Source organism: Bacilli bacterium (assembly GCA_036381315.1).
In the GTDB taxonomy this organism is placed as follows: Bacteria; Bacillota; Bacilli; order Paenibacillales; family KCTC-25726; genus DASVDB01.
Genome location: DASVDB010000083.1, coordinates 1 through 13980, shown reverse-complemented (window position 1 = coordinate 13980; position 13980 = coordinate 1). Strand labels below are relative to the sequence as shown.

The window sequence follows — 13980 nt, the reverse complement described above, 5'->3', positions numbered from 1 at the left end:
GGAATTGCGGTATTCTCTAACATCTTTATTGATCAAATCGGTAGCCCCGCTGATTTCCTGGGCCATGCCGTCATTAAGCGTATAATGCTCTCCTTCGATGCCCCAATACAACAGATTGGCGATTTCCGGCGTCATCGTCTTGTCAAAGTAGCCAAGGATCTTCTTCAGGTCGTCCTCCGTTTTCACGGACGCTTTCGGGAACATCAGCACGTTGCCGTATCCCGGAATGGACCATGTCGTGTATTTGCCGTCCGGGCCGTTCACGTGGCTGAACACATCGACTACCGCATTCGGGAAGTTTTTCTGCGTTTCATTTTGCAGGGTCTTCGCGTCGGTCATGGCGCCGATATAAACGCCGGCTTTGCCGTTATAGAACAAATTGCGCTGGTCCGTTTTGCTCGTTACCGGAAACTCTTTATTCATATAACCGGCGTCGCGAACTTTTTTGAACCAATCCATCGTTTGCACATATTCCGGGAACATGAATTCCGGCAGCAGTTGCCCGTCCTTCTCACCCCAGTTATTCGGCGTATGGAACCAGGAAGCGACGGTTTTAAATGCGCCGTAAACAAGATCGTTGCGATCCGTCAAACCGAACGTGTCGTTTTTGTTATTGCCGTCAGGGTCGTCTTCCGTGAACGCTTTCAGCAAATCGAACAACTCATCCGTATTGGTCGGCGGTTTCATACCGAGCTTATCCATCCAGTCTTTCCGGTAAATCGCGCCTTGTCTTGCCAAGTCTCTGCCCATATACAAAGTGTAGAGCTTGCCATCTACTTTTGTATTGTCCAGAATTTCCTGATGCAGCTTGCTTAAATTCGGAAAATCTTTCAGATAAGGGCCGATCTCCCAAAACTGGCCGTTGCGAATCGCCTCTTTAAATTGTATGAACGTATCCTGGTTTTTCATGTAGACAACTTGCGGGAATGAACCGGTAGCAAGCGACGTGTTCAGTTTCTCTTCATAGTTGCCGTCCGGAACCCATTGATATTCCAAATCATAGCCCGTCTTTTCTTCGACGATTTTTAAAACCTTTTCCGATGGAATATCGGTTTCTTTCATTGGCGCCATAATGGTAATTTTATACGGCTCCTCCGGCTTGGCGCTGGATTGCGTGGTCGCGCCGCCGGTATCGGTCGGAGAACTCGTCGCCTCCTTTTCATTATTTTTGCTGCATGCTGCAAGCAAACTGATGGTCAACGCGAGTATGCACATGATGACAAACAGCTTTTTTCCGAGCTTCATTTGTTCGACCTCCATTTTTTTGGAAAATGATTGAACCACCGTTATCATAAACGCAAGTCGGTCGTTACGCATATAATCCTGAACTCATGAATCCGCCAATAAAGCGCTTTCCAAATATGTTTGCCGCAAAATCGGACAAAAAACTGATTTTATGATTATCCTGTTTACGGAACGGGCTATCAGAACTAACGGTTGCGATGCTGTTCGCGAAATTGTCCCGGAGTTACGCCTTCCTTTTTGCGGAAAGAACGGATAAAGTTTTGGGCGTTATGGTATTGCAATCTTTCCGCAATTTCCTTTACAGTCATATTGGTTTCCAACAGCCACTTTTTCGACATATTGAACCGGTAATTGACCAAATATTCGCTGAATGTGGCGTTCGTTTCCTTTTTAAATACGCTGCTTAAATAGTTCGCATTATAGTGCAGTTTGGCGGCGCAATCTTCCAGTGTGATATTTGTATCGTAATTATTTTGGATAATATCGATGATTTGCTCGGATAAATTGTGATACTGCGAATCGCGGCGATCCGCAAAAACCTTCACAAGCGGCAGAACAAGCCGCTTTATAAACCATTCTTCGACATCCTCCCGCGTGTTGAGGGAAAGCAGTTCCTCATACAGGGAACTATGCTGCACGCCGATCTGTTCAAAGCTGATGCCCGCTTCCTGCTTCAAAACCAACAGATGATTCAAAAGTTGCATCAAGGAAATTTGGCAGTCATGCGGAGTTTGCGCCTGATCAAACACCGCGTCCATCCACATGCGCAAAATGCGCAGTGTTTCTGCCTGATCGGCAATTTTGACGCTGTCCAAAAAATCGTTTTCCAAATGCTGCGGATATTGATAACTGAGCGTTTGCTGCGACCGATTATGAATTCCGTACGGGATGATAACGCCTTTTCCCAATTTGATGCGCTGTTTTAAAGCTTCAATCCCCTCCAGAAAAGCCCGCGGGGCATCCATGATTTTCTGAAAAGAACGGCTGATTCCGATACTGACGCACACTTTCAAATAATCACCGATGTTTTTTTGCAGCGCTTCCGTCATATTGTAGACAAAATGATCCATCTCGTTTACATTTTCATGGTTGGAACCAATCAGAACCACCAAAGTCTGGTCGAGCCAGATCGGATTGAGAGCATGTCGGGACGGGATCGTGTGCTCCACAATATTGGTCACCGCAAAATGAAGCAGCTCGATATCCCTGATTTCATAGCGTGTATTTTCCAGCGTATCGACCTGCAACGTAAGGATGGACATATATTCCCATGTCTCAACTTTTTGCCGCAAATGAAAGTATTCCAGATTGGCATCGATTTCTTTTTTGGGCAAACTGCCCGTGAACAGACGGTTTAAAAACAGGTATAATACCTGGCGTTTATGTTCGCTCAGCTCGCTTTCCAATTTCGAATTTGAAGAAAACAATTCCCGCAATTGCTCCTCGATGATCTGCATTTCATTTTTTTTGCTTTTATTGTTCACCGAAGCAAGCTCTTCAATGAATTTCACCACATTGCGGATCGGAGAATATAATTTTTTGGTAGCGAACCAAACAAACAGTACGGATAACAGGATGATCGCCATGCAGACATAAAATGTGAACCAGCCGATGCGTTTGGACTGCCTTGTCAATTGCGAAATCGACGTGGACGATAAATAAATCCAGCCGTTTAACGGCGACCGCATGTAAGTGATGGAGTAGGGCCGGTTGTTTTGGTTTGTCATGAACTGCCCCGAATGCCCGGCAAACAAGTCCGGGTTATCGGGAAATCCGGCGTCCCAAAGTGTTTTTCCCAACATTGCGCGATCTTGCCCCGCGACGATGTGAAAATCGGGGTCAAGGATCATCACCTCGCTTGAATCGTGCGCGGAATCTATCATGTCGGCAATACTGCAAGCGGGAATGTTGGCAAATGCCAGGCCGAATTTGGTGGATTCCCTGGACGGAAGTTTGCGGACAAGGCTGATGGTGTAAGGGCAATCGGACGACGAGATGGAGTCGCTAAAATCGGCATTGCGCAGCAATTTCCACGCGGAATTGTTTTCCATGGAAAAATAAGATTCATACATGTTTTCATCTTTATGTGAATTTAACCGGTACACGCCGGAATTTTTGACGAGCCAGTTCATTTTCCGGTTCAAGATGATTACATCTTCCACTTTCGTGTCGAATGATTGCAGAAACCCGATTTCTTTGCGCAAATTGTTGTACAGTTGAAAATCGCCCGCGTCCAAATTGCTGTTTAAGGCTTCTTTCATAACGGTAGATTCCGCGAGATTTGTAAGCGTATGATTAACGGTAACGAAAATTTGCTCGACATTGGAATTCAACTGCTTGACATAATCAAGCTTGTCTTTGTTGATTTCTTTCTGCACCTGTTTGGAAGATTGAATATAAGAGAAGGTACCTATAACAATAACCGGAAAAATGCTTAATATGCATCCGAAAATAACAAGTTTGGTTAACAGACTTCTATTTCGCACATTAAGCCCACCTTTTTTTTTCGATTATATATTATATTTTTCATAACTAACATAATCACCTGCTCACATTCCAAACTTTCTAAAACGGTGGGCCGGCTTGCGGCCATTAACGGTCATAGTAGTGAGCTTTCCGATCTAACGGACGTAACAGAGGCTATTTTGGGTTTTTTGCCCTGTTTTCCAGTTTAACGGACGTATGTGCGCTTATTTTAGCGCTTTGTGCGGTATTCAGGAAAAATATGGCGAATAGCCGCGGTGGCGACCGTTAAAATTTTTGCCCAGCCTTTTTTCGGCAAATAGCCTCTGCTGCGTCCGTTAGCGTTGGGCGGGGAGGGAGCCCCGTTTTAGCAACGCGCAGGGAGGCGGCCCCATTCGTGTTAGCGTTGTGCGGAGAGGCGGTCCACCCGATTTAGCGCCGGCCGGGCAAGAGGTTTAACGGGAAAAGAAAAGGGAGGGAACGCCGGGTTTCTCTCCCTAGATCTATTTTTATTACTCCTTGGCAGGCTTTCGGCCGAGCGTATACCCGAATTGCATCGTTTCAGGGAAAACTCCGTTCGGATCGTGCGCGAGCAAAACCTCACCAAGCTCTTGCTCGAAGTCGGATACGCCGCCGCCCAGCACATTTTTCGAACAGAAGGATGTGGAATACAAATAGCCGAGAATGGATGCAACGGTCCAACAATGTTCATAAGCGAAAGTGTAGCTGCCGATTTGCTCGAAGCCGGCTTCCCGCAATACGAATGAATCGTGAGCTGGCCCGTTTTTCAGTCCGGTGTGCATGGTACAGCACAGACCATTCCTTCACTGAAGCCGGCCGAGCCAATGCCAAGCGCCAAATTAAACCGGCCGCGCATGTTCTCGATCGCGATAAAATGTGTCAGTTCGACAAGTTGACCTTCATCAAGATGTTCACGAAGCTTTGCGACAAGGTCATCCGTCACCCCGACGGGCGTTCGGCTCATGGCGACGGCATAATCGAGCACCAGTTTGTCAAGCTCGGAGAAAAGCGAACTCTCCCGGTAATTCGGCAGGGCCAGAAGTTCATCGTCGCTCAGTCCCAGTTGCCTTGAGATTTGCGAGCCCAGGTCAATGCAGTATTCACATTGGGTGAGTGTAGCAGCCTTTAATTCCGCAAGAGCATGCAGCCGCTTGGGAAGCCGATGTGCTTTTGCCGTCGATTGTTCAAGCTTGGCATATCCTTTCAATAACCCCGGTACGTGTGCGTACATCCGGATAGGCTCAAGCATCCTATCGGTTCCCCGCCCGGCCAATTGCCGGAGAGCGCGGCCGGCAAAGAAATAAACCAATTTAATGTAAAACCCTGCTTGGCTGGCTGAGACACCTTTTATCCGAGCCATATTTCTTCCTCCCTCGATTTGGCGATACTAAGAATTTCAAGCAGTGCACGCAATGATTTAGCCATCCTTTCTTCGAAAAGAATGTCGAAGCTCTTGATACACTTCCGCGTCCAACCCGTTGCGATGCGAAACCATTGAGGCAGTCTGAGCTTATTGTATTTATCGATTTGCCACTTCATGCCGATAACGTGGCACCATCCTATGATGAAATCCTAAAAGAGCGTCCTTAACACGATTTCTTTTGACGTATAAACATGTATTTGTACAATTTTTTTCATCCAATCCCAAATTTCGAAAGTAACACGCATTGAAAACGTGAAAAGGACCTTGAACCTTTGGTAGAATGGTGTTTGGCGAGAGCAACCAGCCCAAAGGGAAAAGCACCCTTTTGGTTATATCGCAAAGAATTTCGACAAAGTAAATCCTGCGAAAAATATACAGTTGGCTTTGGGAATGTCCCTAAGCCAACTGTATTTTGATGAAAAATCACACACATACACCGCTTCAATATTCTATTCCAAGTTCATCCGCACTTGCTGTAGCCGCAATTGGTGCAGGTTTTGCAGCCTTCGACGTTGACGAGCGCGGCGGAGCCGCAGCCCGGGCATAAGTCGGTGGACGTCACCGCGCCATTAGGCGTGTAGGCCGCTTTCGTTTCTTGCGTTGCCGCCGAATGGTGCGCGTGGGAAGATTGCGCTAAAGCGCCGCTATTCTTTTCCACATGCAGCTCCAAAGCCTTCGCCACCGCGTCGGCGATGGACTCAACACGGTTAGCGCCGAAGCCGATAGCGCCGCTGCCGCCGATTCCTTTCAGGTGCTTGATCAAGAGCGCCACTTTATTGCCGTGATCGCCGTAACGCAAAAACAGGGAGATGACACGGCCGAGCGCTTCGGACATCGCGAATACATCGGAGCCCGCCTTGCCTACGTTCAAGAACACTTCCCGCGGCTGGTTGTCCATATCGTTAATGGTAATATAGGCCATGCCGAACGGGGTGTTAATTTTATAGGTCGCGCCTTGCAAAATTTGCGGGCGTTTCCGGTATTCCTTGTCAAACACGGCCTCCTGCTTTTTATCCAGGTTAACGGCAAGCGTCTGCGCCAGCTTTTCCAATCCGGTTTCGCCCTGTTGCCCGCTTTCAGCCGCCGTTGTTTCCACCGTTGCGGCTTTTTCGTCGTTTTTCTCTTTGTTATGGTGCAACACTTGCTGATCGCGGCTGCCGTCGCGGTATATCGTAACGCCTTTGCAACCCAGATCGAACGCCAGCTCGTACAGTTTTTTCGTTTCGTCAACGGTAAAGTCCGCAGGACAATTGGCGGTTTTGGAAATCGAACTGTCCACCCACTTTTGAATCGCCGCTTGCACGCGAATATGGTCTTCCGCCGACAAATCGACCGATGTGACGAAATAATCCGGCAACGGCTCGCCGGGATGTTCATCCTGCCATTCCTTGGCGATCGGCACATATTGCTTGTCAAAGCCCAGGCGGCTTTGCCGGAAAAATTCAAACGCAAAGTACGGCTCAATGCCTGTCGAGGTGTCGACCATCGTGCCTGTGCTTCCGGTCGGCGCTTGCGTGATCACCGTTACATTGCGCATGCCTTGCTTCTGGATGGCGGCGCCCACTTCCGGAAATACGCTGGTTATATGTTTCATGAATCCGCTGCGCAAGTATTGGCTGGCTTCGAAAGCGCCGAACGAGCCTTTCTCTCCGGCAATCTCCGCGGAGGCAAGGTAAGCTTCGCGGGCGATAAATCCATACAACTTGTCAAGGAATACGAGCGATTCCGGGCTGCCGTAGCGGATTTTCAAGCGGATCAACAGCTCCGCCAATCCCATTGTGCCAAGGCCGATGCGGCGCTCTTTCTTCTGGTTTGCTTCGTTTTCCGGAAAATGATACGGCGTTTTGTCGATAACGTTGTCCAGAAAACGCACCGAATACCGCGTCACTTTGGCCAGCTCGTCCCAAGCGACATCATGTTTTTCCGCATCGTAAAATTTGGACAGATTGATTGCCGAAAGGTTGCATACGCCCCATGCCGGCAATCCCTGCTCGCCGCAGTTATGAACGACAATACCGTTTGCGATCAAGGAATGGGTAACCGGCTCGGTCACATCATAAACAAGTGTCGTTTCACCTTCCTCAACGCTTTCTACTTTCGAACAAAATTTTTCGTGTTTGCGCGACGGACGAGCTATTCTTTCCAAAGCTTCCTGTTTTCTCGCTACCAGTTGGAAGCCGATTTGTTCCTTGAATTCCACAATGTTGTTGCCGGTCAGAATCAATTCATAAAATGGTTTAGACTCATAAATCTTTTCTTCGCCGCTCGCTGTTTTATAGGTAAATGGCGCCTGATGCCGTTTGGGACGAACATAAATCGAGCCGTGAATGCCAAAATTGAGCAGCAGCAATTGTACATCTTGCAGCAGCTTCCTAGAAGACGAAGTCAGTCTTACGCTGCGATGCATTTCATCATTCTCATCGACCGTACCGTCGGCGCTGAACAAAGCTTGCAGGAAGCTGACGACGGTTTCCCGAGAAGAGGTGAAAATCGCCTCGGGAACTTCCTTTTCCAGTTCCCTTACCGCTTTGACGCCAAGTTGCTGCAGACGTTCGCACAGTTCTTTCCGCCACCAGTTGACCTGAAATGTGCCGTTTTCCCTCTCAAACACTTTGGCTGCAACGCCGGAAATGCGTTTGCCCGCTTCGATCATTGCGGAAATCGCTTCGGCATCGTCCCGTCCGAACACCATGCCGATATCGCCGCGCCTGGATAACCAGCCGTCGCCGATCAGCCAGCCGAGAAATCTTCCCCAATGCTCGCCCAACTCATCCGCTTCAGCGAATCGCCCCGAACCGGACTGGATATAAACGACGTCCTCTGTTGTGAGATCCTTCGCTTCTTTCCAGCCTTGTTCCGTATAAATTCTGTGCTCCGGAGTTACTTTCAGCTCCATACCGTTTTTCAACCTGATAGTAAGCGTCGGCTTGATTCCGGTGGGAAACACGGCGGCCATGCGCATGCTCGTCCCCGGCACCGCGTAAGAACGGCCGTTAACAACCTGGAGATGAGTTACCAACCGATCATCCGTGGCGGTCAAAAACCGCTCCTGCCCTACTTTCCGATGCAGATCCGCGATACGAATCAGCCCGAATTCCGTCGAAATGCGGGTATCGGGATGGAAACACGGATTCGTGCAAATAATCGGGTTGAAGTACCAGCTGTTCGACATTTGATTGTAATATTCCATGAACACAACGCCGGGTTCCGCGGACCTCCAGGCGGACTCGATAATCGTATGCCAAACGTCGCGCGCCTTTACCGTCTTGTACACATGAACCTTCTTGCCGCGGCTGCGCCATTTGTCCAGATTGCCGTCCCAAAGCTCGTCATATTCGGGATCGCCTGTGTCCGGGAAGACAAGATTCCAATCCGCGTCATCTTTAACGGCTTTCATGAAGCTGTTGCTGACGCATACGGACAAATTGGCGTTTGTGATTTGCCCCATTGACGACTTGACCGTAATAAAATCAACCACATCCGGATGCCAGTCGTTCATCATCAGCATCAGTGCGCCGCGGCGGCTGCCGCCTTGCTCGATTAAGCCCGTGGTGTAGCTGAAAAGGCCGCCCCAGGAAACCGCACCGCTTGATGAACCGTTCACGCCGCGAACCAACGAGCGTCTTGGCCGCAAAGACGACAGATTGATGCCGACGCCGCCTCCGCGAGACATGATCTCCGTCATTTCGGAAAGTGTCCGCATGATTCCGCCTCTGCTGTCATGCGGGCTTGGAATCACGTAGCAATTGAACAACGTCAACTCTTTGCTTGCATCCGCTCCGGCGGCGATTCTTCCGCCCGGCACAAGCTTCCAGTCGTCCAAAATATAACGAAATTTTTCCGTCCACTCTTTGCGTTTTTCTTGTGTTTTCTCGACAGACGCCATCGCATTTGCCAAGCGGTCCCACAACTGATCCGGCGTTTTTTCCAGCGTCAGCGTCAGCTTTTCTATGCTTGAATCAACCACTTCTCCGCTGCGCAGCTTCACCTTGACGTTTCGGCCATCGCGTTGGATGACTTCGCCGACTTCTTTGGCGGGAAACTTCGGATCGTCTTTGGTCAGCACCAAAACGACATCCCCGACTTTTGTATGGTTTGTGTCAGCATCCTTCATTGCATAACGGTCGAGAAAAATCTTCTCGCTAAGTCCTGTCAACATCTTTGTCTGCGCCGTTTTCAAAATGCTACTACCTCCCAAGCGAAGATTTTTAACTTTCCGCAAAATCCGCATGCCGTCTGCTTTTTCCGACAAAAAAAACGCCCACAACCTGCAACATTCGGAACTATGTATACAGACTTTCGTTAAGTATTTTTGGGCGCACAATATATTGTTTCGGTACCCATTATACAATACTAGATGTTGTGTATCTAGTGAATATTTACCCATTTTCGATGTTCTGGCCGAAATGCCGCGCAATTATCTTTTGTTTTCTCGTTTTTCCGCTGTTTTTTAAAATGAAATTTGAAAATTAATTCGACATGAAACGACGAAATTCTGTTGCCAGCACTGACTTTCGGACTATGCATCACCTGCGAAAATTCCAATCGGGGCTATTGTATTTTTCGGCCGCCAACTGCTCAGCCAACTGCCGCTCATAGCGCGTAAGTTCTTCGTCCATAAGCGTTACGCCGAGGCCTTCGGCAATTCCCTTGCGAAACGCCTGCTGCGTCTCCGCCAACCCGACGGGAGCGCGGCCGTCCGCCCGCAAACAATCGTTGATCGCCACCGCTTTTTTCACAAACTGCTGTTTCAACCTCTCCCGCAGCCGTTCGTTCGGAAATTTCAGCAAGGAAAACAACAAATCGCTGTCCAACTCGAGCAAAATCGAACCGTGCTGCAAAATCACGCCGCGCTGGCGCACCTGCGCGCTTCCCGCCACTTTCCGGCCTTCCACGACCAATTCATACCAGGAAGGCGAATCGAAGCAGGCGGCCGACCCGCCTGACGCATACTTCATTTTTTCCTCATCCGACGACAAATTGACCATCTCCGCCTTTAGTCCCAAATGGCGAAAACCGTACAAAAGTCCCATGCTCAGCACCCGGTACGCCTCCGTCACGCTGCCCGGCATACCGGGGTAGCTTTCCGACACGATCATGCTGTATGTCAACTCCTGATCGTGCAGCACCGCCCTGCCGCCTGTCGGCCGCCGCACAAAGCCGATGCCCTTTGCGGCGAGACGGGACATTTCCACCTCATGCTCCGCCTTTTGGAAGTAACCGATTGACAGTGTCGGCGGATTCCACAAATAAAACCGCACGGTCGGCGGCACTTTACCTTCACTGTGGGCAATCAGGATCGCTTCGTCGATCGCCATATTTTCTGCCGGGGAACAAGCCCCTGATGCAATAAAACGCCATGTGTTCATCGCCGCCGGTACCCTCCAACCTTCTTTCAACTGCTGTACACTTTCAGTATAACCTTTTCCACGGTGCGAAAAAAGCCGTCCGGAAAAGCTTGCTGACATGCGGCCTTAAACGGTCATGGTAGGGTGCTTTCAGAACTATCAGTTATGGTAGTGGGCTTTCAGATCTAAACGGACGTAACAGAGGCTATTTTGGGTTTTACGCCCGGTTTTTGAGTTTAACGGACGCAGGCGCGCTTATTCTGGCACTTTGTGCGGTATTCAGGCAAAAATAGGGCGAATAGCCGCTGTGGCGTCCGTTAAAATTTTTGCCCGGCCTTTTTTCAGCAAATAGCCTCTGCTGCGTCCGTTAGCGCTGGGCAAGTGCATGGAAACTAAATTAAAGCGAAGCTTTTGTAACCAGAAAAATTCACTCGAATTGCTTTATACGAACGTTTGTGCTACGCTGAAAATAGTATTTGTGGAGGTGATGAACCTTGACCCGCAAAGACAAGCCAGATGAGATGAAAGAACAAACGGCGTCCTGTTCCGAGCCCGAACCCGAATTTCTTGGCATGGAATATGAACGCTACGAAATCATCGAAGGTGTTCGCTATGAACTGCAGCCCGCGCCTACGGTCACTCATCAGAAAGTTTCCGGCGCTTTTTACATTTCACTCTACCAAACCTGCCACTCTGCCGGAACCATCCTGTATTCCCCGATCGATGTTTATCTGGATGAAGACAATCAATTCCAGCCTGACTTGGTTTACATCCTTCATGAAAACGGCGAAATCATTAAAGAAAAGCGTATTGAAGGCGCACCTGATCTCGTTCTGGAAATTTTATCCCCCAGCACCGGCCAGAATGATAAAATCCGTAAAAAACGACAATACGAACGGTTCGGCGTCAAGGAATTCTGGATTGCCGATCCAACGCACCGCACGGTCGATCAGTTCATGCTTGCGAACGGCAAATTCGTGCTTTATGAAACATATGGCGCCGCAGACCTTCTGACCTCTCCCTTGTTCAGTTGCATCTCGATCGATCTGTCCAAAGTATTTCCGCAGCAAAATTGAACCCTTATCACAAGGTTGAAATTCCCGACGGATGATTCCACCTGACCCGCCAACTGTAACGGGCGCCATTTGCGCTATTCCGCAGTTTTTTTCCATTATAAAATGCTAGCGGACGCCACAGCGCCTGTTTGTCCATTTCCCATGATTTTATAGCCAGGTTTCGGTAAATAGCGGCGACTGCGGCCGTTAAAAAAACAAAAGGACGCGTTTGCCCAAAATAGCGGCAAATACGCCCGTTAGAGCAGCCGATTCCCTCTTTTCATCAACTGAGGGTGCTGCATCGGCGGCATGGGAGGCTAACGATGCGGCTAACGATGCGATTAACGATACAGCTGCGCGCTAACACTCTGCAGCGCTTTTATGCCGCTTCAGCGGCATGGGGGCTAACAGATGTGAGTATCGCTATGGCCGGGCCAGGAACGCGCCCTTGCGCACCGCGCTGCGGCACATAATCGAAGCGCGATTTTTCGCATGCACGCTTAGTCAAAGAAGCGATTTTTCGCACGCAAAAGATCGGACAGAAACACAAGCGCCAATCCTTGACCCCAACCTTGTATGCGCTTGTGCGGGACATCCTTGTATCCTTGCGCATCGTTCATGACCGCCGTTCCGGCCGACACTCCCGTCACCGTGCCGTCGGGCGCGATGCGGGAGAGGATGCCGGATAGCGCCTTCTGCACATATTTGTTGTACAAATTACCGCGGGACAGCAACGCGGCGGCGATGCCCGCCGAGCCCGAGGTTTCCGTATATGAAGTGTTGTCCGTTAGCACGGTATGCCACAGCCCATCGTCCGCCTGCAGGCGAACCAATGCACTTAGCTGATCGCGCAGTGAACCGTCGATCACCATATAGGACGGGTTCTGCACCGGTACAATGGCCAGCGCCTTCGCCATCGTAAGCGCCGCCCAGGCGTTGCCGCGCGCCCAAAACACCCCGGACATATGATTTTGCGCGCGATTGTCCCATCCGTGATAATACAAGTTCGTCACGGGATCCTGCAAAAATTGTTCATGCCCGTGATACTGCCTGAGCCCGTCCGCAAAAAGATCGTCGCGATGCAAGTGTTGCCCCATCCGCAACAAAAAATATCCGGCCATCATCATGGTATCCACCCAGGCCTGTTCGGGAAACGTGGTGGTAAGCGAATTGACCGTATGCTGAAAAATGCCGTCGGCGAACCGTTCCGCATCATGCAGCAAAAATTCCGCCATTTGCGCGGCGATCTCCAGATACCGCTCGTCCTGGGTCGCCTTGGCGAGCGAAAGCAGCGCATGCCCGACGGACACGCCGTTGACCGACAGCTTCGGCAAGCCGTCCTCCAGTTTTTCGTCAACCCACTCCTTAAGCATTTCCATATATTTCGCCGTGCCCGTCGTTTCGAACGCTTCCGCCACACCGTAAAACGCCACCCCGGCGGGCCAATCCCAGTTGAAATCCATGCGAAAAGTGCGCTCAACGAGCAAATCGATCATCCGGCGAATTTCTTCTTCATCAAATTGCAGCGGCGGCATATGGCATTTTCTCCTTTCTTAGCGGCATTAACCCTTCAGCCCGCTTGTGCTGATACCTTCGACAATGTACCTTTGGAAACCGAAGAAGATGGCAATGACAGGAACGAGCGTCACGACGGACATGGCAAACATGGCTCCCCAATTGGACGCCGTTTCGTTATCCAGAAACATTTTGAGCGCCATCGACACCGGGTACTTGCTCGGGCTGTTCAAATACAGCACCGGACCCAGCAGATTTTCCCATCCCCAATAAATGGAAAAGATCGCGGAGGTCGCCAAAGCCGGCGTGATCAAGGGCAAAATGATGCGGTAATACAATTTGAATTTGCCGCACCCGTCAATGGTCGCCGCTTCGTCCAACTCGAGCGGCAGCGTGCGGATAAACTGAACCATCAGAAAAATAAAGAAGGCGCCGCCAAAATAACTCGGTACGATAAGCGGTTTGAACGAGTTTAACCAATGCAGCTTGGAAAACAGCACGTACTGCGGAATCATGACCACTTCATACGGCAGCATCAAGGTCAGCATCATTAGCGTAAACCAGAACGATTTCCCGACAAATTGCAGTCTGGCGAAGCCGAACGCGACCAACGACGAAGACAAGACAGTGCCAAATGTGGAAAACACCACGATGATGAGCGAGTTCTTGATGAAAACGGCGAATGTTTGGTGACCGATTCCCTGCCATCCCTGCACGAAATTATCCCAAATCCACGGATCAGGGATGAGCGAATTCGCCGTCACAAAAATCAGGTTGCTCGGTTTAAAGGAACTCAAGACCAGCCAAATGACAGGGTACAGCATGAGCACGGCAAACCCGGCGACAAACACATGGTATAACGACCATTTTAACGACTTGGCTCCCATCATCCGTTCCCTCCCTGGGCTTC

General features: G+C 49.8%; 9 protein-coding genes. 1 reads left to right on the top strand and 8 read right to left on the bottom strand.

What is annotated here, in order from left to right; translation table 11 throughout:
- The 6 genes from VF260_06570 to VF260_06545 all read right to left on the bottom strand — a co-directional run.
- Positions 1–1245, bottom strand: a 1245-nt coding sequence (locus VF260_06570) for an extracellular solute-binding protein (protein ID HEX7056844.1), incomplete at its 3' end; no start/stop codon positions are given.
- A 185-nt stretch (positions 1246–1430) separates the two neighbouring features.
- A complete protein-coding gene (locus VF260_06565) occupies positions 1431–3731 on the bottom strand; it encodes an AraC family transcriptional regulator (GenBank protein ID HEX7056843.1) in 2301 nt (766 codons plus the stop codon).
- Between the two features lie 489 nt (positions 3732–4220).
- Complete coding sequence (locus tag VF260_06560; protein HEX7056842.1) at positions 4221–4511, bottom strand: hypothetical protein; 291 nt, start codon at positions 4509–4511, stop codon at positions 4221–4223.
- Positions 4496–5089 (bottom strand): carboxymuconolactone decarboxylase family protein, encoded by a 594-nt coding sequence (locus VF260_06555; protein ID HEX7056841.1) that lies wholly within the window; start codon positions 5087–5089, stop codon positions 4496–4498. Before VF260_06555 ends, VF260_06560 begins: the two co-directional genes overlap by 16 nt.
- 523 nt (positions 5090–5612) lie before the next feature.
- A complete protein-coding gene (locus tag VF260_06550; protein ID HEX7056840.1) occupies positions 5613–9332 on the bottom strand; it encodes an LAGLIDADG family homing endonuclease in 3720 nt (1239 codons plus the stop codon).
- A 346-nt stretch (positions 9333–9678) separates the two neighbouring features.
- On the bottom strand, positions 9679–10521 hold the full coding sequence (locus VF260_06545; GenBank protein HEX7056839.1) for a biotin/lipoate A/B protein ligase family protein: 843 nt from the start codon (positions 10519–10521) through the stop codon (positions 9679–9681).
- 473 nt (positions 10522–10994) lie between these two features.
- On the opposite strand from VF260_06545, the gene VF260_06540 reads away from it, so the two are divergent.
- The gene (locus VF260_06540) at positions 10995–11576 is read left to right on the top strand and encodes a Uma2 family endonuclease (protein ID HEX7056838.1); all 582 of its coding nucleotides are present in this window, start codon (positions 10995–10997) and stop codon (positions 11574–11576) included.
- Between the two features lie 479 nt (positions 11577–12055).
- On the opposite strand, the gene VF260_06535 is transcribed toward VF260_06540, so the two are convergent.
- Positions 12056–13090, bottom strand: a complete 1035-nt coding sequence (locus VF260_06535) for a glycoside hydrolase family 88 protein (GenBank protein HEX7056837.1) — start codon at positions 13088–13090, stop codon at positions 12056–12058.
- A gap of 27 nt (positions 13091–13117) precedes the next feature.
- Positions 13118–13957, bottom strand: a complete 840-nt coding sequence (locus VF260_06530; protein ID HEX7056836.1) for a carbohydrate ABC transporter permease — start codon at positions 13955–13957, stop codon at positions 13118–13120.
- Positions 13958–13980 lie beyond the last annotated feature (23 nt).

What these genes read in the sequence shown, in the direction of transcription:
- VF260_06560 (HEX7056842.1), bottom strand. Translation starts at nt 4,511, where the DNA reads ATGCACACCGGACTGAAAAACGGGCCAGCTCACGATTCATTCGTATTG.
- VF260_06555 (HEX7056841.1), bottom strand. Translation starts at nt 5,089, where the DNA reads ATGGCTCGGATAAAAGGTGTCTCAGCCAGCCAAGCAGGGTTTTACATT.
- VF260_06545 (HEX7056839.1), bottom strand. Translation starts at nt 10,521, where the DNA reads ATGAACACATGGCGTTTTATTGCATCAGGGGCTTGTTCCCCGGCAGAA.
- VF260_06535 (HEX7056837.1), bottom strand. Translation starts at nt 13,090, where the DNA reads ATGCCGCCGCTGCAATTTGATGAAGAAGAAATTCGCCGGATGATCGAT.
- VF260_06530 (HEX7056836.1), bottom strand. Translation starts at nt 13,957, where the DNA reads ATGGGAGCCAAGTCGTTAAAATGGTCGTTATACCATGTGTTTGTCGCC.